Genomic DNA, 23967 nt, shown 5'->3' with positions numbered 1-23967 from the left:
CATTGCATCTTGGTCGATACAAAGTTGACTCCACTACCAGTACTTTTCAATTTCCCAACACGCTCTTAGAGAAGATGGTTGTCAAGTACGTCAAGCTCAGGCGTCTCAGAACTTAGCCTTATTGCGCAAAATGGCACTGTCGGCCTTGGGTCGGGAGCCGACTAAGATGAATCTCAAGCGCAAGCGCAAAAAGGCGGCTCATGATGACGACTACCTCTTGCGAGTCATTCAACAACTTTAATGCGTTTGCCCTGATATACCATTAATCAATTTGAACACATATTGACTGCGTAAATCTTAAAAAGTACATTCTCATAAAAGGCTTCTATCCGAGACGAAGAGATATTTGAGTACCAATATTCCAGAAAATAACCAGAAAAGCACCCAGTCCTTTCGACTGGGTGCTTTTCTGGTTGTGGATCACAAATAACTTAGCTAGTAAGCTTCGTACTCAAACGTAGCGGTGCTTTGCAGCTGGATTTCAGGCTCCTGGTAGTTGGTGACTACCGACGTTAGCAACCGCGCGTTATTGTAAGTGTATTGGTTCTTTGGATCAATGTAGTTGTTTCGGCTTGTCAGTATACCTACGTAGTTTTAAACCGTGTAATAAGGGTTGGGTTTGTCATCATAGGTCGCGGAGGTGTGTTTCACGGAGGTAGACAAAGAGATATCGGTGTATTCCGAAATATTACCGTTCACGTAGGAATAGGCTCTGACGGCGGCAAACGGGGCCGGATTGTTGACGGGGTCAGGTGTTGGCTGATCAGTGGTTTTGCTGACCAGTTTTTGCTCGTTGTATTCCAGCGTACGCGTATTATAGAGCGTAGGGGCCGTCTGATCGGTGAATGTGCAGTAGTAACGAATCGTCTTGATCAGACCACTCAGATCATAGTCGAAGGCAATAAGTTGTTTGATCCAATAACTGGTAAACCTCAATATTTGGAAAGGGATCAGAGGTCAGTATTTCTTTCCTGTACGGTAACTAACGTCGTCAAATAGGGATTTGCGGACACCGATGTAACATCCGTAAGAATTGGGTAGCAGGTTGCCGGTATCCAAGCCGAACGATGAAGTAAGTTGACACGCTTTGATGATAGGAATTTGTACAGGCGCGTTGAGCATCACCAGCATCGAAAACTGATTCGTACCAGCCGGGTAAGGAACATCGTAAGTTCCGTAGTTCTGGCTGTATGACAGCTTTGTCAGCCAGTTTACTCGCTGTGCAATCTGCCCGGAGAGGCCCATGTGCCACAGCGTTACTCGGTTATTCGTAATTGGGTAACCCTGGGGTAACGAAGGATTAGCTTCGTAGCGCGTTGTCAGAAAGGGTGTTCCAATAGTGCGGCCCTGATACGTCCAGCCCTCCTGGTATTGAGAATGGTTGAAGTAGTTGTTTCGCCCGTGTCGTTTTGCATCACCAATTACAAACTCAGGACCACCTTGGCTCCTTGAATCAAAGAATTCCAGTAAGAAGCGATCAACCGAAAATTGACGTCGACTTGATTGCGACCGCTGAATTCGAACACCATGTAAGCCATCGGTGATATTTGTTAAATAGAAGAGTGACCCGGTTTCGTACAGGTTTTGTCTATACGCAAACACGTTGTAGCCTTTCATTTTCAATTCAACACCACCGTCAAATGACCCCAGGTGGTTACCGATCCGATTTCCTTGGTCTATGGAGATAACACCCTGCGGAGGAACGTAACCAGTACCAAATGTGCTCGTAATGACTCGGTAAAAGGCGTCTAAATCCGACGCAAAGCGCCCATCCATATTGTCCGATAAGCTAGGCACCCCTACTAAACTGGGAGCAAATCCACCCCACTGGACTTCGTGATTTCCGCCAAAATACAGATTCACTTTGGCGGTGGGCTTTCCGAGACGAATGTAAATTGCTTTCTGATGCAGGTAACTATTTTTGACAAATCCCGAAGAAAACCAGCCATGATTGAACAGGGCGTTGATAGCCACGAACCCCTTTGTAAAACCAATAGGAACGTAGCCAATGGTGCCAATCTGAATTTTAGGTATGGGTAGGGCATTACCAGACCAGGCGTAAGACCCTGACGTAAGCAGCGTATCGACCAGACCAACCATACCCCGTCGGCGGCCCGCATAAATTTCGAATTGTTTCCAGCGAACACTCAAGTAGCCTTCGGGTAGTATTAGCTGATTCTGTTGACCAGCGTTACCCACTACTTCAAGACCATACCCCCAATCAATATTTTTTGGCCTCATCAAACTATCCGCACGATTAACGCGATAATTGTCTCTGTATAAGCCCATTCGCAACTGCCCTGTTGACCCGGATAGCGGTACTATACCAGATTGATTCGCCCGAAACCAGAACGGCATAGTCCCATTCACGACGAAGCCGCCCGTTTCGACAAAGCCTTTAACGGGTGTTTCGTTGCCAATAACAGGCTGGGCTTTAAGTAATTCACCAGAAGAACACACGAACCCGGCCGTCAGACAAAGCGAGGTTACTGAGGATTTGAATCTGAGCATTTTCCCGTGTCTTAAACCGTTACGTCTGAAGTGTGCTTGGCGTTTTCTTTTTTCAGCCGTTGCTTGTTGATGCCTCCATAAATCAGGTTGTAGACTACCGGCAGAATCAGCAACGAGAGAATGGTGCAGGTAATGAGCCCACCAATAACGACGATGGCCAGCGGCTTCTGCGTTTCTGAACCAATGCCGGTGGATAGCGCGGCCGGTAACAGACCAAGTGAAGCCATCAGGGCGGTCATGACGACTGGCCTGACCCTAGAGAGCGCCCCCTCCCGCACGGCTTCGAGCATGGGCATCTTATTCCGCAGATTTTCTTTAAATCGATTCACCAGAATGACACCATCCTGCACGGAAACGCCAAACAAGGCAATGAACCCCACCCCGGCCGAGATGCTGAAGTTAAAACCGGTCATCCACAAGGCCAAAATGCCGCCAATCAGGGCAAAGGGTACGTTGAGGATGATAACAGCAGCATCGATGGCACTGCTGAAGGTGAACAGCAGAATCAGAAATATAATGGTGATACTGATGGGTACAACGATAGAAAGCTGCTGCTCGGCCCGCGTCTGGTTTTCGAATTCACCCGCCCAGCGAATCTGATACCCGTCGGGTAGCTTGACGGTCTGGGCCACTTTCTCCTGGGCTTCGGCAATGGTACTTCCCAGATCGCGCCCACGGACGGAAAATTTGATGGCAATAAAGCGGGAGTTTCCTTCCCGGTACACGAACGCTGGCCCGCTATGCGTTCCGATAAAGGCCAGCTCCCGGAGGGGGATTTTACTGCCCGAACGCGACGGAATCAGCAAATTCTCGATCTGCTCGGGGGTATACCGGAACCGCTCATCGTAGCGGACTTTAATATCGAACTTCCGTTCGCCCTCGTAAAACTGCGTTACGGTTTTACCACCGACCGCTGTTTCGATGACCGATTGTGCATCCTGCGCGGGAACGTTATACAAGGCCAGTTTTTGCGGGTCAAGCGTAATGCGAAACTCGGGTTGCCCCAGGTTGCGGAATACGCCCAGGTCGCTCACCCCTCGAATCTGCTTCATGACGTTGAAGGTTTCGGTAGCCTGTTTGTCCAGCGCGGTCAGGTCGTCGCCGATAATTTTTATAGCCATCGACCCCTTCACGCCCGAAACGGCTTCTTCCACGTTATCCGAAATGGGTTGGGAAAAATTAAAGGAAACCCCTTTAAACCGAGCCAGCTTCTGCTGCATCTGCTCGACCAGCTCGTCCTTGGTGATCGACCGGGTCCAGTCTTCGCTCGGATACAAATCCACGAAGAATTCATTGTTGAAGAACCCCGTCGGGTCGGTTCCGTCGTTGGGTCGGCCGGTCTGCGAAATGACGCCCCGCACTTCCGGAAACTCGTTGAAGATGGCCCGTAATTTTCGGGTGTACGAATAGCTCTCGTCCAGCGATACGGAATAGGGAAGGCTGGCCCGTACGTAGATGGACCCTTCGTTGAGCTGGGGCAAAAACTCCGACCCGATGTGCACGCTGAATACGTACAGCGAGAAGACAAGGCTACTCAACGCGATGCCAATGATGGTGCGTGGCTTGCGAATGGCCCATTGCAAGGCAGGTCGGTAAATTTTGGTCAGGCCCTCGACGAGTGGGTTGCGCCGTTCCTTTACGTTCTTCCTGAGCAGCAGACTACAAAGCAGCGGAATCAGCGTGAGGGTAATGACCAGCGATCCCAGCAGCGCAAAACCCATCGTCCACGCCAGCGGACTAAATAACTTCCCCTCTACTTTCTGGAAGGTGAAAATGGGCAAGAGCGCCGTAATGATGATAATCTTGGACGTAAAAATGGATTTCCCCATTTCGGTCGCCGTCTGCGCAATCCAGCTCAGCTTGGCCCGCCCGTTGAATTTGGTCATGCCCAATTTTTCGGCCCGGTGGGCCAGCATCACAAATAGCCCCTCGACCATCACCACGGCCCCGTCGATGATGATCCCAAAATCCAGCGCCCCGATACTCAGTAGGTTGGCGGTCATTCCCCGCAGCCGAAGGCAGATAAAGGCAAATAACAGCGCCAGGGGAATCACAATGGCGACGGTTAGCGTAGTCCGCCAGTCGGCCAGGAAAATCAGCAGGATAAACGTAACCAGCACAATCCCCACGACTACGTTTTCACCGACCGTATGAAGCGTGTAATTGTTGAGGGTCGTTCGGTCGTAGAAGGTCTTGATCTTGACATCTTTGGGCAGAATGCGCGTGTTGAGTTCCTCGATTTTTGATTTCAGGGCCGGGATCACCTCGTTGGGGTTTTCGCCCTTACGCATGACCACGATACACTCCACCACGTCGTCCTGCTTGTCGCGCCCTACGATGCCCAGTCGGGGCTGAAACCCTTCCTTGACCGTCGCTACGTCCCGCACTTTGATGGGTACCCCATTCACGTTATCAATGATGATACCCGCTACGTCTTCGGGCTTGGTCAGCAAACCAATGCCGCGAACGACCAGGGCCTGATTGCCTTTTTTGATGATATCGCCACCTACGTTGACATTGCTTTGCTGGATAGCCTCGTCGACGTCGAGCGCCGAAAAGCCGTAATTCGTCAGCAGGGTTGGGTTTAGGCTTACTTCAATCGTTTTTACTTTTCCGCCGAAACTCACCACGTCGGCAATCCCCGGCACACTCTTAATCTGCCGGTCAATGACCCAGTCCTGAATGGTTTTCAGTTCGGTTACGTCCTTTGTTTTGCTTTCCAGCGTAAACCGGTAGATCTCACCGGTGGGGCCGTAGGGCGGCTGCACTTCGGCTTCAGCTCCCTCGGGCAGGGTCACGCCCGCCACCCGGTTCGAGACGTTAGCCTGGGCGGTAAAGTTATCAACCCCATCCTCGAAGATCATTGTCACGACCGACAGCCCGAACAGCGACACCGAACGCAGGGTCGTTTTGCGGGGAATGGAATTCAACTCGGTTTCGAGCGGAACCGTAACAAATCGCTCGACCTCTTCGGCCGACCGACCCGGCCATTGCGTAATAACAATGGTGTTGGTATTAGTCACATCGGGAAATGTCTCGACGGGCGTATTCAGAAACGAGATTACCCCCCAGACGGCAATGAGAAAAACACCGAAAAAAACAGCAAACCGGTTGGTTAGCGCAAACGTGATAATCCTGCGGATGAAGCTATTCATAGTCTAATGAATGAGTGAATGAGTGAATGCGTAAATGAGTGAATATGGCTGGCGCAAGCTGCTCCGCCGGATGGTATTCGCTCATTCACCTATTCACTCATTCAAAATTACTTTAGCTAGTTAAGTCGTTATAAATGAGCAGGCTACCTTCTGTTACCACCTGATCGCCGGCTTTCAATTCTCCGCCGGTAACGAATGCGTAGCGGGTTGTATTCTGACTGATGGCCACTTCACGAACGGCATATTTGTTCGGAGCGGTCTGAACAACCACATAGTACTGATCACGGTCGAAGACGATGGCTTTTTGCGGTACGGCCAGCTGCGATTGGGCGTTGGGAGTACTGTTCAGCTGCGCATGAACGGTAGCGAACATGTCGGGTTTGAGCAGACCGTTTGGATTCGCCAGCACAACCCGGACTTTCAGCACGCGGGCTTGCTCGTCCAGCACGCTGCTTACGTTATCAATGGTACCCTTGAATAGCTTGTCTGGATAGGCTAACAATTGAACCGTTACCGGCTGCCCCTGCCGAACGAGTGGAATATCCTGCTCGTACACATTCGCCATCACCCAGACCTGTTTCAGACTGGAAATGGTAAACAGCGGATTCTGACTGTCGGAACGTAAGTCTTGCCCAGCGTTGACGTCCCGCTGCACCACGTAGCCCGCAATGGGCGCTTTTACGGTGAAATACGGGTTGCCGGAGCTGCTGCTACCGCCGTAGACCCGCAGAATATTCGCCGACTTGCTGAGTTCCTCTTCCGCTTTTTTAACCGCACTGCGCGCCGTCAGGTAATCGGTTTCCGAGGCAAATCCGGCTTTGTACTGCGCCGTCACGTTCTTTTCGCTCTGGAGGGCTACTTCAAGATCCGACTTATCGGCTTGGTAATCATTGACGTACGTTGAAATATCACCCGACCGAATCGTCGCTAACGCCTGTCCCTTCTGAACATAGGAACCCAGGGGCGCATTGATTTTCTCGACGTTCCCACTGACCAGCGGAAACACCTGAATCACGTCCTCCCGATCGAACGTGACTGACCCATTGAGCGTCAACTGCTGCTGGGGCGGCATACTTCGAACCGTATCGATCAGGTAGCTACTGGTTGAATCGGCCGCCGAAGTCGGGGCACTATGCTCCCGCTTCTGGCAGCCCGAAAGCAGCGCACTGCCCGCGAAAACAGTAAGTAGTAAGGCGTTTAGGGATTTCATAACTTGTTAGAAAAAACGGGTGTTCGTCGTAAAGTTGAGTTGCTGCTGCGCCTGGAAAATATTGTTCTGCAGGGCGATATAGTTGAGGATACCTGACTGATGGGTACGGATCTTATCCAGATAATCGAGCAGACTGATGACCCGATTGTTGTAGGCCTTTGTCGCTTCAACGGATATGTTCTGCAACTGACTCAGGTAGTCGGGCGGCAACGTGGCGTTCTGCTCGTAATAGAGCGTCAGCTTCTCGTAGGCTTCGATGACTTCGTTGCGGACAACGCTCTCCTGATTGTCGAGCCCGGCCTGCGCACTTTTTATACCCAGTTTTGCGACTTTGATACCGCCCTGATTTCGGTTGAAAAACGGCAGGTCCATGCTCAGTTTAATGGCCGTGAAGTTCACATAGGTGTTCCCATACCGTTCGTAGGCCACCCCCGCCGTCAGGTCAGGGGTGCGGTTGGCCTGTTCCAGATTCAGTCGCCGTTCGGCGTTGTTGATCTGCTCCCGTGCCAGGGCGGCATCCGGCCGGTTGACCAGCGCCGAATCAATCGACAGTTCGACCGTTGGCAACGCCGGGACTGCGTCAGGGACCTGAATGGGCAGGATGAATTCAGGGGTTGTTTGCCGCAACAGCACCCGCAAGGTCGCTTGCTCCTCGGCAATCTGGCTGCGATACGTAGCGATGTTGGTGCGCAGTTCCCGCCGATCCACTTCCAGCCGCGTTAACTCGTAGCGGGAAACGCCACCCGTTTTCAGCGCCAGTTGAAACGATTCGATCAGGCGTCCCTGTCGCTCTTCTTCGCCACGCAGCAGCCGGATCGCTTCCAGGTCGTAATGCAGGTTCGCATAGGACGTATAGAGTTGATACCGCAGCGTTCGGAGTATGTCGCGGAAGGTGATTGATGCCAACTCGCGGTTACTTTCAGCCAGCGCCACGAGTTTGGTCCGCTTACCCGCCAACCGGATTAGCTGCTGAAGTTCAGCCGCGTAATAACCGCTGTTGTAGACATCGTTGTTGATATCGGAGGCTGGCGGGGTCGACAGGGGCAGCACCTTCCCCGTGTTGGGATTATACAGGTTGGTGGCCACCTCCAGATTTGGATTAGTACGCAATCCCGCCTGAATAACCTCGGCTTCGGCCGCGCTGATCTGATACCGTTGCGCCAGCAACTGGAAGTTACGGCTCAAAAACCGTTCTTCCAGTTGAGGCAAGCTAACCCGCAGCGTGTCGGAAACAGGCTGGGCGGCTCCCCACAAAGGCAATAGTGAGCAGCAGCCAACCCAGAGTAAATAGATTGAGCGACGAGAGAAAACCATAAAAAGAAAAAACCTAGCTTATGCGAATCGATTCACCCTGAACCGTTACTTCGTTAGTTGACATGGGCCGATAGCGCCGAACCGGCCTTGATGATGTCCCCATCCTGCGTTTCGTCGGAAGCGGCCAGTACGACCTGATCGCCCGCCTGGAGCGAACCAAACACTTCGGTTTCCTCGCCCAGATCCAGCCCTTTCCGAACGCTTACCCGATGGGCTTTCCCATCGCGAACAGCGACCACAAACACTTGCTCGGTTGAATTGACGACAGCCGTTGCGGGCACAACCAGCGTAGCCACCCGGCGGTGTAGCGGCAACGTAACGTCGGCGTACATACCCGCGCTGAGCTTCCGGTTCGCGTTTGGCACGTCAAATTCCGTAATCAGCGCCCGGACATTTTCCTGTAGGCTTTCCGACGTTCGGGCCAGTTTGGCCGTGAAGGTCTGCCCCGGCAGGGCGGGCACAGAAAAGGTGATTCCCACAGCATCCCGTACGGCATCGGCGTATAACTCCGGCACCGCCAGGGTAAGGCGCAACCGGCTGTTGTCTTCCAGCACAAAAAGCGGCACGGCGTTGGCGGTATTACCGTCGGGTCCGACCAGATCCCCCGCCGATACGTTCCGCTCGGTGATCGTGCCGTCGAACGGAGCGACCAGACGCAGGTACGTTGTCATCTGACGGGCAACCTTCACGTTTGCCTGGGCAGCCGCCAGTAGCGAACTGTCGGCGGCTACCCGGCTCCGGGCCAGATCAATCTCGGAAGCCGCCACCACCCCCGCGGTTTGCGACGCTTTCAACAAGCGGTTCAGGAGCGCCTTATCGTTGGTGAGGGAGCTGTTGGTCAGCGTAATTTTTGTCTGCGCTTCGGCCAGTTGAGCCGTCAGTTCGGGGGCTTCCAGAACGGCCAGCAACTGCCCTTTCCGCACCCGCGAACCCCGGTCGACAGCCACCTTCTGCACAAAGCTTTTCACTTTGGGGAAGATGCGGGTTGCGTAATACGGCTTCAAATCGGCGGGTAGCGTCAGGTCGCGGGAGTTGTTCACAGCCCGAACGGTGGCCAGCGTGTAGGTTGGCGGCAGCGCGGCTGATTCTTCCTTTTTCTCGTGGTTCTCTTCATCGTGTGAACAAGCCATCAGGCCCATTACAAGCAACAGAAAGAGACCCGTATGGATGGTGCGTGGTTTCATAGTTCGAATGCCTACAACAAGGCGTGTTCCTGGTGATAATAGTGACTGTTTTCGTCGTCGGGATCGAGCGACGTAGATTCAAGCGACGATTTCCCCTGCACCCAGGCAAAGGTGTTGGGCAGGATCAGCAGCGCGGCCACGGTTGAAAAAAGGAGTCCGCCAATAACGGCCTGCCCCAGCGGAGCTACCTGATCGCCCCCTTCGCCGACCCCCGACGCCATGGGAATCATACCGGCGATCATGGCAATGGCCGTCATCAGAATGGGGCGCAGTCGGGTGTTAGCCGCCATCCGGGCCGCCCAGCTGGCATTGCCGTTCACCAGGCGGACCTGTTCGGCATTCGTCACCAGCAGCAGCGCATTCGACACCGACACCCCCACCGACATGATCATGCCCATGTACGATTGCAGGTTCAGCGTGGCCCCGCAGGCCAGCAGCATCAGCAACGAGCCAGCCAGCACGGCGGGGACGGTCGACAACACCACCAGCGACAATTTGAACGACTCGAAATTGGCGGCCAGCAGCAGGAATATGACGACGATGGCAATGGCCAGACCGGTCTGGAGACTGCTCAGCGTATCGGCCAGCAGCTGAATCTGCCCCTTGGTTTTGACCACAACGCCCCGGGGCGGTTCGCCAGCCTTATCGACCGCTTTCTGAACGGCCGCTCCGGCGGTTCCCAGATCTTTACCAACGATGTTGGCGGTCACGGTCACCAGCCGATTGGGGCCCTCCCGATCGATCTCGCCCGGTGTGAGTCGTGTGCTCACCGAAGCCACATCAGCCAGAATATGCCGGTTGCCGTTTTCGTACTTGATCGGAATAGTCTCAACCGCCGAGACGCTGTTCATCAGGTACTCCGGAATGGTAACCTGCACCTGATAGCCCAGGCCGGACTTAGGATCGATCCATAAGTTGCGCTCCGTAAACCGGCTCGACGAAGTAGCCGCCACCATCGATTGAGTCACCTCTTCTGCCGTCATGTTGAGCTTCGCGGCCCGCACCCGATCGACCTTCATCGACAGGGTGGGCACGGCCAGCGGCTGGGCGATCTGAACGTCGCGCAGGTACGGAATGGCCTGTAGCTCAGTCACTACCTTTTTCGCGAATTGATGCGCCTGGCCGATATTTTTAGCGCCAATCGTTACTTCAATGGGTGTCGATGCCCCCTGGCTCATGATTTTTTCGGTCAGCTCGATGGGCTCGAACGAGATTTTCGTGTCGGGCATCTCGCGAGCGACCCGCGCCCGGATTTTCTCTTTCAGCTGTTCGTTGTTGACGTGGCAATCTTCGTGAAGCGCTACCTGAATAATGGCTTCGTGGAACCCGCTGGTGTACACGAAAATGGAACTGGTACCATAGCTGGACGGAACCGTACCCACGTAAGCCGACGTAATTCGCACATGCTCCGGCCCGACAATCTCGTTGATGAGTTTGAGCGCCTGACGGGTTGCCCGTTCGGTCACCTCAAGCCGGGTTCCGTCGGGTTCCCGCAAGCGCATCTGAAACTGCGTTGTATTGGCCTTTGGTAGAATATCCGTGCCTAACCGACTAAAACCGAAGACGACTAACGCCAGGCTGATGCCCAGATAAGCCAGCACCGTTACTTTTCGATACGGTTGAATCCGCTCTACCAGCCGGGTATAGCGCACCCGAAATTTCTCAAACCCGCCCACTTTTTGGGTATCGGGTCCGTGCTGATCCACCAGTCTGGCATCCGACTGAATCTGCTTGTTTTCCAGACGAATTTTCTCGACTTCAGGAGTCTCATCCTCATAAGCGTGATCGGCGGTAGCGTGACCTTTGTGGCTCTTCATCAGCCAGTTTGCCAGTACCGGCACGATCGTCTGCGACAGCAAAAAGGAAGCGATCATGGCAAAGCCAACGGCGAGCGATAGCGGCAAAAACATGGATTTGGGAATGCCTTCCATCAGGAACGATGGCGCAAAAACGGCCAGAATACACAGCAGGATCAGCAGCTTCGGTAAGGCAATTTCCTTACAGGCATCCCAGATAGCGCGGCCTTTGGCTTTTCCTGTCTCCAGATGCTGGTGGATGTTTTCAATCGTTACGGTGGCTTCGTCAACCAACACACCGATCGCTAGGGCCAGCCCCGACAGCGTCATCGTGTTGATGGTCTGTCCCCACAGGTCCAGCATCAGCACCGCCGATAAAATCGCCAGCGGAATGGTTACGACAACGATCAGCACACTCCGCAGATCGCGCAGAAACAGGTACACCATCAGGCCCGTCAGCACCGCGCCCAGAATCCCTTCGCTGATCAGGTTTTTGACCGCTTCGACTACGTAAACCGACTGGTCGAATTCGTACGACAGCTTCACATCTTCCGGAACGGCGGCCTGTAAAGCGGGCAGCGTATTCCGTACATTCTTGACCACGTCCAGCGTTGACGCGTCGGCTTTTTTGACCACCGGAATATAAATGGCCCGCTTCCCGTTGACCAGCGCGTAGCTAACGGTAATGTCAGCCCCATCGGCAACCGTACCTATGTCGCGGACGTACACATTTGGCCCGTTTCCTTTTCGAATCGGTACATCCAGAAAATCACTGACGTTCTGAATAAGAGAATTAACGGGGGACATATACGCAAGCTTGCCAATGCGCACGTTACCAGCCGCCGAAGGCTGGTTGCTGTCCGAAATCGCGTCGACAACATCATCGGGGGTCAGGTTATAACTCCGCAGCAGACTAGGATCAACCCGCACCACCACCGTTCGCTGGTTACCGCCAAAGGGTGGCGGAGACGCAACCCCCGGAATCGTTGAAAACATAGGCCGGATGCGCGACGCTGCGTAATCCTGAATTTCGTTTAGCGAGTGCGTCGATGAGTTGAAAACCAGCTGACCAACGGGTACCGAGCTGGCATCGAACCGAACAATCTGGGGCGGTACGGTGCCATCGGGCATGTAGGCCCTGGCCCGGTTGGCATTGGTCGTCACCTCCGAGGCCGCCTGACCCATGTTCGTTCCTGGATAAAAAGACAGCTTCAGCAAGGCCAGGCCCTGCGTGCTTTTGATTTCAATGTTGCGGACGCCCGTTACGTATTGAAACAGGTTCTGGTACTGGGCCGCGACGAACCCATCCAGTTGGTCCGGCGCCATCCCCCCGTACGGCTGAATGACGTAAATGGTGGGCAGATCCAGCTCGGGGAAAATATCGACGGAAATCTTTCGAATCGATAAGGTCGAAAAGATAACGATAGCCAGCATCCCCACCACGACGGCAATCGGATGGCGTAAGGCTGCTTTGATTAAACCATGCATAGATCAGTGCGTAAGTTGATTCAGAAAAACAGACAGATCGCCCTGGGCAGCGGCTTTCAGCAGGAGCGATCGCCACAGGTTGTTGTTAGCGACGGCCTCGTCTACCTCTGCCCGGTTCACGAGCACAAACGACTGCGCGACTTCGACCAGCGTACCCAGCCCGGTCTGGTAGCGGGTCGTCGCCTGCGTGTAGGCATTCCGGGCCGCCGTGGTTTGTACCGGCGCTTCGAGCAGTTGCTGCCGCGCGTAGGCGGTGCGGAGATCCGCCGTTTCCGACTGCCGATTCAGGCGCAGCTGCTCCTGTCGGTACTGCTGCCGGAACACATCGCCCCGGAGCTGCTCGGCCCTGGTTTCGTTGCGGATGCGGGGCAGCGCCGACAGGTTCCAGCGGGTTGATACGCCGACCAGGTAATTGCCGATCCGATACGGTATTCCCTGACCGAAGTTGCCGCTGACCTCACCCGTCAGGTTGTCGATGCCCGAACCACGTCCCCCGAACGAACCCAGCACGGAAATGGACGGCCAGTAGGACTTTCGAATGGCTTCGGCCTGCGCCTGTGACTGCTCAGCCTGCGCCTGCAGGAGCCGCAGCGACGGCGCTTCGCCCGTACTGGCCGATTCGAGGGCTAGTTGAGGCTGACGGCTGTAGAACGACGTATCCGGCTGATAGACACCGCTTCGGACGCCCATCATCTCGTGAAGTTGTAACAGCTGCGCCTGTTCGTTCTGGCGGCTTTCCAGCAACAGCAGCCGCGCTTTCGCCGACTCAGCGCGTGCTACCGACGAGTCGACACCGGGTCGCAGACCAGCGGCTGCCCGCGTCGTGACGGCCTGTTCAAACTGTTGCGTGCGCGCCAGATTGGCCTGCTGAACGGCCACAACCCGGTGCAGTACGAGCCAGTTCAGGTACGCATCGGCCACCCGTACCTGCTGCTGAAAGATCTCATTCTCGGTGTCGGCCTGACTCGCCTGCTGCCCCCGCCGGGCCACGGCTTCGTTGGCCTGCAGGCGTCCGAAATTGAATACGCGCCAGTTGACGAGCAGGCTGGTAAAGCTGCCCCAGACGCCCTGCCAGCTGGCGGGACGGGCCGCCCCCGACACCGGAATCACCGACCCTTCATTCGGGAAGTACGCACCCGCCAGGTTGTTGAAACTGGCGAAGGTGTGCTGATCCTGAAACTGTACCTCGGGCAGCCGCTGGTTACGGACAGCCTCGGCCTGGTAGTTGGCCGCTTCCTGCCGGGCCTGTTTGGCCTTGATGGATGGATAGTTCTGCTGCGTCAGTTCCATGGCCTGCGGCAGGGTCAGCCGTTGATGAACCTGGTCCTGCGCCTGCACCTGACCGCAGGTTCCGATCAGCCCTGCGATAGCATATACAATTCGTTTAATGGGATTAACAACCATGACCTTTGGTGGATTCTACTCTTAAAAAACGGGTGGTGAGACTGGATAGCGGAGTCGTTTACCTGTCAGCAGACCGAATCGAAACGGCGGGGCGACAGGGCGCAGCACCCTGTCATAGCCGGGCAACGAATACGGGTGACTCGTTCAGTCTGCCGGCATCGTTTTTTGAGAAACAGAACCGCAAAAGGCTCATTATCAGCGACAAAAGGTGTGTTGATGCGCCTGTCGGGCTGAACTGAGAAAGAGAATATAGGCGGGTGTTATGCATCAGGAGAACAAGTAATATTGACTCCACAAAGATGCTGTCGCGGTATTAGAACCGTCTGAGAACGGTATTAGATGTTATGAAATCGTCGCGGGCTCCGACGGTGCAGCGGTGTCGGCGTAGATGGGTAGCCGGACGGTTACGGTCGTTCCCTGATCCAGCACCGACTGAACATCGATGGTTCCTTTGTGGAACGCGATAAGCCGCCGGGCCACGGCCATACCGACGCCGTATCCTTCGGTTTTGCCTACGTTGCGGCCCCGATACAGCGGCTCAAACAGATAAGGCAGATCCTCCGCCGGAATCCCCCGTCCCTGGTCGGTAATGGTGATGACGTACTGCCCCTGGGCGTGTTCGGTACTCAGTTCAATCCAGACGGGTTGCTGCGAATATTTGCAGGCGTTATCGAGAAGGTTGGTCAGTACGGTGGTTAACAACGGCTCGTGGCCTAGGATCTCGAAATAGTCGGAGTCGGACAGGGTGCCAAACTGAAAATACAGGTCTCTGTCGGGGTATTTGGCTTTGGTCTGCCCCATCGCCTGTTCGATGCACTCATCCAGTCGGATGGGCTGACGGGGAAGAGACAAATTCTCGGATTTCGACAGGCTTAGCAACCCATTGGTCAGTTCGATGATGCGCTTGCTGTCCAGCACGGCTAACTCCATACTCCTGCGCCACTGGTCCGGTGCGTTATCGTAGCGAAGCGACGTCTGTAGCGTGCCGAGCATGTTTGTCAGGGGCGTACGAAGCTCGTGGGATGCATGCGAAATAAAGCTCCGCTGATTCTCGACGCTGGTCTGCAAGCGGGCCAGCATTTCATTGAAGGTCATCGCCAGCTGCGCCAGTTCGTCCCGCCGGTTTCCTTCATCGAGCCGCACCGTCAATTGCGAATCGGACTGTTGGTTTACATCGGCCACCATGCGCGCGATGGGCTGAAGAAAGCGGCCCGAAAAATACCAGCCAGCCCCCGTAATCAGCACCCCACCGCCCAGGTTAGCGATCAGCAGCAGCACCCGCAGGTATTGATCGCTGGTTTCGCCAAGCCGGTTGATGCCGGTCACAAAAATCGAGTACGGCTGATTCTCGTACGTGTACGTAATGCCAATCCCTTTCTCGTTCTCGATGTTAAACTGAACGGATTTTTGCTGGCTGAGCGTAGCCAGTAAACTCGTTTCCTTCTCCTGGTAGGCTTTGCTCTGATTGGTAAAGAGAATGGTACCGGTGGAATCGAACAGGCTGGTATGCTCGCCGGTAATCGTGGCCAAATCGATGGCCTGCAGGCTATTGAGCGGATCACGTAACGCCTTCCGTTCCAGAATGATACGGCCGTACAGCTGCGCTTTCGCCCGGAGACGCACGTAAAAGGCCCGTTCGCGGTAGATCGAGTAAAAAAGGTAGATAAACGTCGAAAAGGCCAGCTGAATCGTAATAACAAGCAGGATAAAGACGATCGTCAGTTTGTTACGAATCAGCATGGTATCTAGTTAGTTTTCGCGCAGGACGTACCCCATACCAACAACCGTATGTAACAGTTTAGGCGAGAAATCGCGATCTATTTTTTTACGGAGGTAGCTTACATACACATCAATGACATTGGTGCTCGTGTAAAAGGAAAGATCCCACACTTTTTCGGCTAGTTCGGCACGAGAGATAATCTTGCCCGAGTGGGCCATCAGGTATTCCAGCAACGCGTGTTCTTTGGTCGTTAAATCAATTCGTTGGCCGTGCCGGGTGACGACCTTCGTATTCAGATTCAATTCCAGATCCGCTAAGCGCACCACCGACTGATTATTGACATTGTACCGTTTCGTGATGGCTCGTAGTCGGGCGAGAAGCTCGATGAATTCGAAGGGTTTGGGCAGGTAATCGTCGGCTCCGGCATTAAATCCGTTCATCTTGTCGTCCAGACTATCCAGCGCGGTCAGCATCAAAATTGGCATCGACGAGTTATCGGCCTTGAACTGACGACAAAGCTCGATGCCATTAATCTGAGGCAAATTAATGTCCAGAATGACCGCATCATATTCATTGTGCGTGAAGAGCTGTTTACCCACGTAGCCATCGTAGGCTACGTCAACCCGGTATGACTCGGCTTCCAGTCCTTTCTGCACGAACAGAGCCAACCGCTCTTCGTCTTCTACTAACAATACTTTCATGCGACCGTATGCATTGAATCTAGAATAAATGTATGACTTAATCCGGATTCAGGATTAGTTGCAAACTTTGTAAACCCTGATTGATCGTACCGACGACTTGATTACTCCTATCGGTACATGTATAGAACCCCGGCCCCAAAACAAATTGTTTTGATTTTCTTTTCATTACTGGCCACGATGTAATTATCCTAACGCAAACGAGTGTTGAAAGAGCTACCTTTTGGCTAAAAGTTATCCTGAAGATTTCGGATGCGTGGACCGTGCCCGAAGGTGTCCGCCGGGCGGTTTACTATTTGGGCACGGCCAAACAAGTTCGAAGCGGCTACCAAAGTGAAATATCTGATACGTTCTCAACCATGACGCAGTGCGTCAAGCGTAAGATTACGGATACGGTTTCTTAAAGAATTATTCTTTATAAGTTATTTCTAATTTCCTTCTAAGCACACTTTAACCAAAATCTAAGTGCACTCTAATTTGCGCAATGGACCTTTGTACTTCTAGTACTAAAGTTTACTATAACGTATTTTGCCGTGAGGATTTTATTAATCGAATCAAATGCTATACTATGTGAGTCATTACACCGTCAACTACTAACGGAGGGCCACCGGGTTACTATCGCGCAGAACGGTATAGCCGGATGGCAGATGATTCAGGTACAGGCCTACGATGTAGTTTTTTTGAGTTCAAATGTATCACAGATTGATAGCTGTGATACATTTCAAACAATACGTAAAGAAGATCCGCATGTACCGGTCCTGTTTTATAACTTAACCCCTGAGCTAAATCATAAGCCTGTCAACTCAGCCCTGGAAGCTGGTTCGCAGGGAGCCTACCCCGCATCAGCCCGGGAAATACTTCTTCAGATGCGGGCGTTGACTAGGCACGGTTATTTACGCCCAGTACGATGGTTAAATTGGGCGGGGCTCGATCTGAATTTGACCGAGCGAACCGTGTACCGAAACGGATGCGGAATTAATTTAACCGAACGCGAGTGTCACTTGCTGGCCATAATGATGCGGGGGCGGGGACAAGTACTGCAACGGGACTTCCTGCTCCAGCAGGTTTGGGCACGTGCTGACACGTACCGACCGAATACACTGGACGTGTATATCAGCTACCTGCGCAAAAAAATTGATAAGAATTTCTCCCCAAAACTCATTCAGACTATTTTCGGTATTGGTTACAAACTGGTTGGTTAACGCAATCGGGCGCTAAACGAATCGGATCCCCACGTAAAGCGAACATGCTGCAATAGGCTTACAGTTTGCACGGTAATCAGTATTTCTGTGGTATAATCGGATCGACCGACGTTTATCAGCGTAAAAAGTACGAAACGTTAGGCTAAACACTCGCGTATCGTCTGTCTCTTCAAACGCTCCCACCTGAGACAGAGAGAAATCTCCATATTTTCATTCCGGGCATTTGATACAAAGATTTACGGATCGTGCACAAATAGCCGGCCTAAAAGCTATTACTTTCGCGGATAGTAGGCAACTCATATAACATCAATGATCCGGTACTTCATACTTGTTCTTTTTACCGCATTGATTAGCTCATCAACATAGGCTTACGACACCCATATTCGATATGATTCTACCCGTGTCAGAATCAAAACTGATTCGCTGAAGCTGACTGATAAAGCCTGTAACCGGCTTATTTCCGTAGCTTTATACATTCCTCAATCATCCCCCCTTAAAGCTAGCTGTACTCAGTCATGGATACGGGGGTAGCAATAAAGCCTGCTCGTTCATCGCTCAGAATCTAGTTACCCATGGCTATCTGGTCGCCAGTATTCAACATGAACTACCAACCGACGAACCCTTACCCATGACGGGCAATCCTTAGGAAGTTAGAATGCCAAATTGGAAACGAGGTCCGGACAATATTCACTTTGTTATTGAAGAACTCCAAAAGCAGAAACCTGATCTGGATGCAGCCCACGTGTTACTAACCGGACACTCGAATGGCGGTGATATGACGATGTTGTTTGCCCAGCAATATCCAAGTTTAGTGAGCCAGGTAATTTCGCTAGATAATCGATGAATGCCGCCACCCAGAGTGCGAATGCCTCGCATCCTATCGATACGTTCCAGTGATCAGGTAGCAGACAAAGGAGTGCTAGCCACGGTAGAGGAGCAGAAGCAATTCGGTATACGAATTATTCAACTACCTGCCACGCTTCATAATGATATGTGAGACGGGGCAACTCAAAGTCAAAAGCAGGAAATTAATAAAGCGATATCTGATTTCATTAAGTGAGCAAAACAGAACCCATCGCTACTTGCAAGAATGGCCGTATACTCTATACTGGAATGGACAGGAATTCAAAAATAGTATCCTTATAAAAAGGCTCAATTTTTGGCTAACTGTTGTAAAACAGTGGGTAAGGTATTGATACCCCAGTGTTCAATGTATTTCCTGTTGCGTAATCGTACCATATCAATTACCTCGATACGTACTAACTGATTCGTTGGGGGGATGCCTATCAAGGTTCCCGTATGGGTCCCAGTAATGGTTTTGCGCGTGGTGACTAAATCCCCTTCAGCGATTTGATCATGAATGATTACCTGCATGTCAGCCAGAGCTGGGCGGAGGATATTGTTGAACGTATTTACCATGCCTTGCGGACCCTTATCAGCACCTGGTGGGACGGAGTGATTGATAAACTGGTCATCCATTAATTCGTTGAAGTTTTCCAGATTGCCTTCTACAATCACTTCCTGATTGAAACGCCTGGCAGCTTCTTTGTTTCATTGAGTTTGTAAATCCATTTGTGTATAAGTGGCCTATTAGCCAAAGTATAAAAACGCCCGTTGATACCCTTTCAATAAACGCTCCTGCTTGACAGGACGCGTATTTCCTTACCAATGAAAAGTGCTTTCGTAGCTAGGCCATTGTAGCCCGTAAAGCGTGACAAATGTCAACCTCAAATTGTGTCATATAGCTTCGTTTCGGGGGGTAGCACCCCGCTACTTTTGTTCAGCTGATTCAGCCAGTCAATGAATGAAACGAAAAACCGAAGTTATGGAAGCACAACCCAATAGTCCACTTGTTTATGAGGATGCCACGGCCCTGGCTACACTCATCCGCACCCGCCAGGTCTCCCCGGTCGAAGTCATGAACGCGCACCTCGACCGTATTGAAGCGCTCAACCCAACTATCAACGCCATCGTTACCCTGGCGCATAGCGCACGCCAGGCCGCCAAGGCCGCCGAAGCGGCTGTGCTGAGCGGCCAGGAGCTTGGCCCGTTACATGGCGTGCCGTTTACCGTCAAAGATTCAATCGACACCGTCAACGTCATGACCCAGCGTGGCTCGCCCATCTTTAAAGGGCGCGTTCCTCAAAACGATGCCACCAGTGTTGCGCGAATGAAAAAGGCAGGCGCCATTCTGCTCGCCAAAACCAATCTGCCGGAGTTCTCCTACTGGATCGAAAGTGATAATTTGCTAAGCGGTCGCACCAACAATCCTTGGGATTTGACCCGCACACCGGGCGGATCAAGCGGGGGGGAGTCGGCAGCGATCGCTGCCGGAATGTCCCCGTTGGGTCTGGGCACTGACCTGGCTATTTCGGTTCGGGGGCCGGCCGCTCAGACGGGGATTGTCTCGCTCAAACCGACCCACGGTCGCATACCCATGACCGGCGTCTGGCCGCGGGTGCCGCGTCGGTTCTGGCATGTGGGACCCATGGCCCGAAGCATCCGTGATCTGGAACTGGCTTTCTCTGTACTTTCCGGCCCCGACGGTCTTGACGCGTTTGCCACGAGTGTTGGTCCCTTCGCAGCTAGCGTAGGCTATTCGCCCGATCGCCAGCTGCGGGTGGGCTGGTTAGTCGAGCCCGGTTTTGGGCCGGTCGACCCCGAGGTGGCTGCCACGGTAGAGGCCGCGGCCCAAGCGCTGAACGATATGGGCCTGTCCGTAGAGCAGGTACGCATTCCGGCCCTCGAGCGTGACTTCGCACTGGACGTCTTCAATCGGCTGCACGTGATGGAAATGAAAGCGGCTTTTAGACAGGCAACGGCGGGCCGTAGCTCCGATGAACTCTACAAGATGGCCACCACCATGCTGGCTACGCCCGATACACCGATGGACGCCTTTATTGACGCCGAGCAAGGGGCCGAGCGGTTGCGGGACGGTTTTGCCGGTTACTTCCAACACTACGATGCACTGATCACCCCCGTCTTACCGATTCCGGCCCACAAGCATGGTCTTGACAAGTTCACCATCAATGGCCAGACGGTTGATGCCACCTACCTACAAGGAGCTACTGTGCCACTCAACGTCACGGGCTTACCCGGTATCTCTATGCGGTATGGCACCAGCCAGGACGGCTTGCCCATCGGAGTGCAGCTTGTTGGCAGTTGGCATGCCGAATCGACCATTCTTCATCTAGCATCGCTGCTGGAGCGAGTGAGTCCGGTTGGCGGCCTTCACCCAGCCCTTTGAGACTGGCGACCCAAAAACCTCCTGGCGTGCTCTGGGAGGTTTTGGGTCATTTATTAAACTCTCGTCGGATACGGCTTAAGGTTTCCCTTGATATGCCTAGATAAGATGCCACCATATGAAGCGGTACCTTGTTGAATACCAGGGGGTATGTCTGTTGAAATTCCAGATACTTTTCTTCGGCTGAGCCACTAATCAAGGAATAGATGCGCCGTTGACTGCTCTCATAGGCTCTGGCCAACAGTTTTTCGTTGAATACCTTCAAGGCGGGGATCGATAGTAAAAGTTGCTCCCAACTCTCCTTAGTCCAGATGATAACCTTAGTAGCCGTTAAGGCTTCAATATTATACTCGGACGGGGTACCCTGATTATAGCTCTCCTGGTCGGTCATCCACCAGTTTTCCACGCCAAACCGCATCGTGTGATCGGTACCATCTTTACCAAACCGGTAGAGTCGGCAGCAGCCACTAGCAATAAAACAGTTGGTTTTCCATACCTCGCCATCATGGAGGATGGATTGCCATTTTCGTAACGCTTTTTCTGAAGCTGCATCCCGGATCAGTTGCAGCTCCTGGGGCGAGATAGCCACCCATCCGCGTAAATAATTGTCAAAAACGTCAAACATGGTGTCAAATCTAATCAAATGAGCTGGTAGAGGGCAAGGCGAATGCTGGCTGTAAATAATAGGTAAACTGACGTTGGCCAGATGCAATCCTGCAAAGTCCTAACAGCGAATGATGAGGACAGCCCGTTTGACATTCATGAATAACTAATCGTCTCACATAAGGCTCGCCCGTAAGACGAGAAAGTACTCATGTAGCTGCTTCTTAAACTGGACGATTTGTGAGATGAAGTTTATGCAGTCTATCTACTTACAATAAACTACCCTTGATAAACAGATTAACTAATTAGGGAGTATGTCCAAATCAGAACTTACAGTTTGTTTTAAAATCACATTTCGCAAACGGTCTTCGTGTTCATCGCTCCATTGCCCCAAGGCGGCAATCACGGGGATTAACGTCTTACCAAATTCGGTAAGGCTGTATTCTACTTTTGGTGGTACAACGGGATAAATTTTTCTCGTAACCAGTTCGTGGTCTTCTAATTCTTTCAACTGAATAGTCAAAACCCTGCGGGAAGCATCGGGGATTTTACGTTGCAGTTCGCTTGGGCGTTTATAACCCTCATTGATAAACCACAACAGACGGATTTTCCATTTGCCGTAAAGGACCTCACCGATTAGATCCAGCCCACAATTTAAGTTCGGCAGTATTTTTCGCTCATACATACGGCAAACTTAATCGTATGTACCATTTTGTGCAATAGGTGATAAATTTATCCCTATATGAATCGTAATACCGTACTTGTGCTAACTGCTTTTACAGCCCAATTTTGTCCTATAGTTAATGCTTAAAAGTGGGACAATAAAAATGGAACAGTTTAATTTCAACAATGAGTTGGCAGGCAAGATTGCCTTGGTAACAGGAGGAACAAAAGGTGCCGGAAGAGCCATTGCAGAAAGACTTTTACAAGCGGGTGCAACGGTTATTATTACCGCAAGAAACGCACCGGAAGAAGAAAACAACAAATTGCATTTCATTCCTTCCGATTTAAGTAAGCCAGAAGGATCACAACAGGTAATCAGCGAAGTACTATCAACCTACGGGAGGCTGGACATCCTGGTCAACAACCTCGGTGGATCATCTACGCCTGCTGGCGGTTTTATCGCCTTAACGGATGACGATTGGGAATCGACGCTACAGGCTAACCTGTTGGCTCCTGTCCGACTGGACAGAGGATTTCTGCCACAGATGATCGATCGAAAAAGTGGTGTCATTATTCACATCGCTTCGATCCAGGGCATACTGCCGCTTTACGATTCTACGTTGCCGTATGCTGCCGCCAAAGCAGGATTGAGAAACTACAGTAAAAGTTTATCGAACGAAGTTACCCCTAAGGGTGTGCGGGTGCTGACTGTTTCGCCAGGATGGATTAAGACAACAGCATCAAAGGCATGGCTGGGCGAGATTGCCAGAAATGCGAACAGTACAGTAGAAGAAGCGCAACAACGTGTCATGGACGCCTTGGGTGGAATACCTTATGGTAGGCCTGCCGAATCGGAAGAAGTAGCTGAGCTAGTAGGTTTTCTTGTTTCACCAAGGGCTAATTATTTAACAGGGACCGAATTTGTTATCGATGGCGGTACGGTACCAACAATTTAATAACCGTTAAAATTAATAACATGAACTTACCGAAAGTAATAACAGACTTAGTAATAGCACAAAACAACTTTGATAGCATAGCCTATGCAACTTGTTTTTCCGAAACAGCTGTAGTTTTCGACGAGGGCAAAACGCACACTGGGCGAAAAGAAATAGAACATTGGATTACAGATGCCAACGAGCGATACAAGGCGACAATGAGCCCCATCAGCTTTGACCAAACAGAAACGGAAAGCCTTTTAAAAGCAGAATCTTCAGGAAATTTTCCCGGAAGCCCTGTTGTGTTGAATTATCGTCTAGAGATAGTTGATGAATTGATACAATCATTGAAAATTACCGGATAAGTGGGAGCGGCTAAAATTAGCCGCTCCTTTTTTATTCATAAAAAAAAAGGCAAAGTAGATAAGCGTGTCTCACAAAAGGCTTCTTTGTGAGACAGATTACGAGTTACTCACTGGTTTAGATTGAGCGAGAAATTGCTGGCATAAAATTCGTGTATAATTGTTACCATAATAATGTATCAGCCATTTGCTCATACGTAATATAGAACTTATGAAAAAAGGGAGAAATTCACAGAATTAATAGATCTTTGCTGTATAAAAAAAAGCAGCTTTTATACTAAGAATAAGGCTAAATACAGCTGCTTGTAAACATAAACCAAGGAAATTCTTCAATGCTCCGTATTCTATATTATGAATTAGAAGCTTTTTTTTCCATTGAGTGAGGTCCTTATTTGCCCTACAGCCTCCTTAGAGCGTGTTTTGGAATTAGATTTGGCTTGATGGCTGTATTCGTTGTAACATAATCTGAATGTTGGCC

The 23967-nt window shown here is 51.9% G+C and carries 19 protein-coding genes and 1 pseudogene; 7 read left to right on the top strand and 13 right to left on the bottom strand.

The window, feature by feature from the left end; genetic code table 11:
* Positions 1–594: 594 nt before the first annotated feature.
* The 8 genes from ACYVAD_RS11440 to ACYVAD_RS11405 form a co-directional block, all read right to left on the bottom strand.
* Positions 595–936, bottom strand: a complete 342-nt coding sequence (locus ACYVAD_RS11440) for a hypothetical protein (RefSeq protein WP_461139627.1) — start codon at positions 934–936, stop codon at positions 595–597.
* Between the two features lie 21 nt (positions 937–957).
* On the bottom strand, positions 958–2511 hold the full coding sequence (locus ACYVAD_RS11435) for a capsule assembly Wzi family protein (protein ID WP_461139626.1): 1554 nt from the start codon (positions 2509–2511) through the stop codon (positions 958–960).
* Between the two features lie 11 nt (positions 2512–2522).
* The gene (locus ACYVAD_RS11430; RefSeq protein WP_461139625.1) at positions 2523–5666 is read right to left on the bottom strand and encodes an efflux RND transporter permease subunit; all 3144 of its coding nucleotides are present in this window, start codon (positions 5664–5666) and stop codon (positions 2523–2525) included.
* Positions 5667–5778: 112 nt separating this feature from the next.
* Positions 5779–6876 (bottom strand): efflux RND transporter periplasmic adaptor subunit, encoded by a 1098-nt coding sequence (locus tag ACYVAD_RS11425; protein WP_461139624.1) that lies wholly within the window; start codon positions 6874–6876, stop codon positions 5779–5781.
* Between the two features lie 6 nt (positions 6877–6882).
* Positions 6883–8190 carry a TolC family protein gene (locus ACYVAD_RS11420; protein WP_461139623.1) on the bottom strand — a complete coding sequence of 436 codons (1308 nt, stop codon included), beginning with the start codon at positions 8188–8190 and terminating at the stop codon, positions 6883–6885.
* Positions 8191–8243: 53 nt separating this feature from the next.
* Entirely contained in the window at positions 8244–9374 is a 1131-nt protein-coding gene (locus ACYVAD_RS11415) for an efflux RND transporter periplasmic adaptor subunit (protein WP_461139622.1), read from the bottom strand.
* 11 nt (positions 9375–9385) lie between these two features.
* The gene (locus ACYVAD_RS11410) at positions 9386–12658 is read right to left on the bottom strand and encodes an efflux RND transporter permease subunit (protein WP_461139621.1); all 3273 of its coding nucleotides are present in this window, start codon (positions 12656–12658) and stop codon (positions 9386–9388) included.
* Between the two features lie 3 nt (positions 12659–12661).
* Positions 12662–14062 (bottom strand): TolC family protein, encoded by a 1401-nt coding sequence (locus ACYVAD_RS11405; RefSeq protein ID WP_461139620.1) that lies wholly within the window; start codon positions 14060–14062, stop codon positions 12662–12664.
* An 8-nt stretch (positions 14063–14070) separates the two neighbouring features.
* Here ACYVAD_RS11405 and ACYVAD_RS11400 point away from each other — a divergent pair, with 8 nt between their 5' ends.
* Positions 14071–14301 carry a hypothetical protein gene (locus ACYVAD_RS11400; RefSeq protein WP_461139619.1) on the top strand — a complete coding sequence of 77 codons (231 nt, stop codon included), beginning with the start codon at positions 14071–14073 and terminating at the stop codon, positions 14299–14301.
* A 103-nt stretch (positions 14302–14404) separates the two neighbouring features.
* On the opposite strand, the gene ACYVAD_RS11395 is transcribed toward ACYVAD_RS11400, so the two are convergent.
* A complete protein-coding gene (locus ACYVAD_RS11395; protein ID WP_461139618.1) occupies positions 14405–15802 on the bottom strand; it encodes a HAMP domain-containing sensor histidine kinase in 1398 nt (465 codons plus the stop codon).
* A gap of 9 nt (positions 15803–15811) precedes the next feature.
* On the bottom strand, positions 15812–16483 hold the full coding sequence (locus ACYVAD_RS11390; protein ID WP_461139617.1) for a response regulator transcription factor: 672 nt from the start codon (positions 16481–16483) through the stop codon (positions 15812–15814).
* Between the two features lie 530 nt (positions 16484–17013).
* On the opposite strand from ACYVAD_RS11390, the gene ACYVAD_RS11385 reads away from it, so the two are divergent.
* From ACYVAD_RS11385 to ACYVAD_RS11375, 3 genes are all read left to right on the top strand, one after another.
* Positions 17014–17682 carry a response regulator transcription factor gene (locus ACYVAD_RS11385; protein ID WP_461139616.1) on the top strand — a complete coding sequence of 223 codons (669 nt, stop codon included), beginning with the start codon at positions 17014–17016 and terminating at the stop codon, positions 17680–17682.
* Positions 17683–18337: 655 nt separating this feature from the next.
* Entirely contained in the window at positions 18338–18526 is a 189-nt protein-coding gene (locus ACYVAD_RS11380; RefSeq protein WP_461139615.1) for a hypothetical protein, read from the top strand.
* A 21-nt stretch (positions 18527–18547) separates the two neighbouring features.
* On the top strand, positions 18548–18679 hold the full coding sequence (locus ACYVAD_RS11375; protein ID WP_461139614.1) for a hypothetical protein: 132 nt from the start codon (positions 18548–18550) through the stop codon (positions 18677–18679).
* Positions 18680–18834: 155 nt separating this feature from the next.
* On the opposite strand, the pseudogene ACYVAD_RS11370 reads toward ACYVAD_RS11375, so the two are convergent.
* Positions 18835–19209 (bottom strand): annotated as a pseudogene (locus ACYVAD_RS11370) (ester cyclase); the annotation flags it as partial.
* A 277-nt stretch (positions 19210–19486) separates the two neighbouring features.
* On the opposite strand from ACYVAD_RS11370, the gene ACYVAD_RS11365 reads away from it, so the two are divergent.
* Positions 19487–20929 (top strand): amidase, encoded by a 1443-nt coding sequence (locus ACYVAD_RS11365; RefSeq protein WP_461139613.1) that lies wholly within the window; start codon positions 19487–19489, stop codon positions 20927–20929.
* Positions 20930–20975: 46 nt separating this feature from the next.
* On the opposite strand, the gene ACYVAD_RS11360 is transcribed toward ACYVAD_RS11365, so the two are convergent.
* Both ACYVAD_RS11360 and ACYVAD_RS11355 read right to left on the bottom strand, forming a co-directional pair.
* On the bottom strand, positions 20976–21551 hold the full coding sequence (locus tag ACYVAD_RS11360; protein ID WP_461139612.1) for a Crp/Fnr family transcriptional regulator: 576 nt from the start codon (positions 21549–21551) through the stop codon (positions 20976–20978).
* 279 nt (positions 21552–21830) lie between these two features.
* A complete protein-coding gene (locus ACYVAD_RS11355; protein ID WP_461139611.1) occupies positions 21831–22214 on the bottom strand; it encodes a winged helix-turn-helix transcriptional regulator in 384 nt (127 codons plus the stop codon).
* Between the two features lie 142 nt (positions 22215–22356).
* Between ACYVAD_RS11355 and ACYVAD_RS11350 the strand changes: the two genes are divergently transcribed.
* Both ACYVAD_RS11350 and ACYVAD_RS11345 read left to right on the top strand, forming a co-directional pair.
* The gene (locus ACYVAD_RS11350) at positions 22357–23148 is read left to right on the top strand and encodes an SDR family oxidoreductase (protein WP_461139610.1); all 792 of its coding nucleotides are present in this window, start codon (positions 22357–22359) and stop codon (positions 23146–23148) included.
* Between the two features lie 20 nt (positions 23149–23168).
* Positions 23169–23492 (top strand): nuclear transport factor 2 family protein, encoded by a 324-nt coding sequence (locus ACYVAD_RS11345; protein ID WP_461139609.1) that lies wholly within the window; start codon positions 23169–23171, stop codon positions 23490–23492.
* Positions 23493–23967: the final 475 nt, after the last annotated feature.

This window comes from Spirosoma pomorum (assembly GCF_054776615.1).
Note: the sequence above shows the minus strand (reverse complement) of the source record. Positions and strands in the feature narration are given on the sequence as shown.

What these genes read in the sequence shown, in the direction of transcription:
- ACYVAD_RS11405 (WP_461139620.1), bottom strand. Translation starts at nt 14,062, where the DNA reads ATGGTTGTTAATCCCATTAAACGAATTGTATATGCTATCGCAGGGCTG.
- ACYVAD_RS11360 (WP_461139612.1), bottom strand. Translation starts at nt 21,551, where the DNA reads ATGTTTGACGTTTTTGACAATTATTTACGCGGATGGGTGGCTATCTCG.
- ACYVAD_RS11430 (WP_461139625.1), bottom strand. Translation starts at nt 5,666, where the DNA reads ATGAATAGCTTCATCCGCAGGATTATCACGTTTGCGCTAACCAACCGG.
- ACYVAD_RS11355 (WP_461139611.1), bottom strand. Translation starts at nt 22,214, where the DNA reads ATGTATGAGCGAAAAATACTGCCGAACTTAAATTGTGGGCTGGATCTA.
- ACYVAD_RS11365 (WP_461139613.1), top strand. Translation starts at nt 19,487, where the DNA reads ATGAAACGAAAAACCGAAGTTATGGAAGCACAACCCAATAGTCCACTT.
- ACYVAD_RS11350 (WP_461139610.1), top strand. Translation starts at nt 22,357, where the DNA reads ATGGAACAGTTTAATTTCAACAATGAGTTGGCAGGCAAGATTGCCTTG.
- ACYVAD_RS11415 (WP_461139622.1), bottom strand. Translation starts at nt 9,374, where the DNA reads ATGAAACCACGCACCATCCATACGGGTCTCTTTCTGTTGCTTGTAATG.
- ACYVAD_RS11390 (WP_461139617.1), bottom strand. Translation starts at nt 16,483, where the DNA reads ATGAAAGTATTGTTAGTAGAAGACGAAGAGCGGTTGGCTCTGTTCGTG.
- ACYVAD_RS11425 (WP_461139624.1), bottom strand. Translation starts at nt 6,876, where the DNA reads ATGAAATCCCTAAACGCCTTACTACTTACTGTTTTCGCGGGCAGTGCG.
- ACYVAD_RS11420 (WP_461139623.1), bottom strand. Translation starts at nt 8,190, where the DNA reads ATGGTTTTCTCTCGTCGCTCAATCTATTTACTCTGGGTTGGCTGCTGC.
- ACYVAD_RS11410 (WP_461139621.1), bottom strand. Translation starts at nt 12,658, where the DNA reads ATGCATGGTTTAATCAAAGCAGCCTTACGCCATCCGATTGCCGTCGTG.
- ACYVAD_RS11345 (WP_461139609.1), top strand. Translation starts at nt 23,169, where the DNA reads ATGAACTTACCGAAAGTAATAACAGACTTAGTAATAGCACAAAACAAC.
- ACYVAD_RS11375 (WP_461139614.1), top strand. Translation starts at nt 18,548, where the DNA reads ATGCCTCGCATCCTATCGATACGTTCCAGTGATCAGGTAGCAGACAAA.
- ACYVAD_RS11380 (WP_461139615.1), top strand. Translation starts at nt 18,338, where the DNA reads ATGCCAAATTGGAAACGAGGTCCGGACAATATTCACTTTGTTATTGAA.
- ACYVAD_RS11395 (WP_461139618.1), bottom strand. Translation starts at nt 15,802, where the DNA reads ATGCTGATTCGTAACAAACTGACGATCGTCTTTATCCTGCTTGTTATT.
- ACYVAD_RS11435 (WP_461139626.1), bottom strand. Translation starts at nt 2,511, where the DNA reads ATGCTCAGATTCAAATCCTCAGTAACCTCGCTTTGTCTGACGGCCGGG.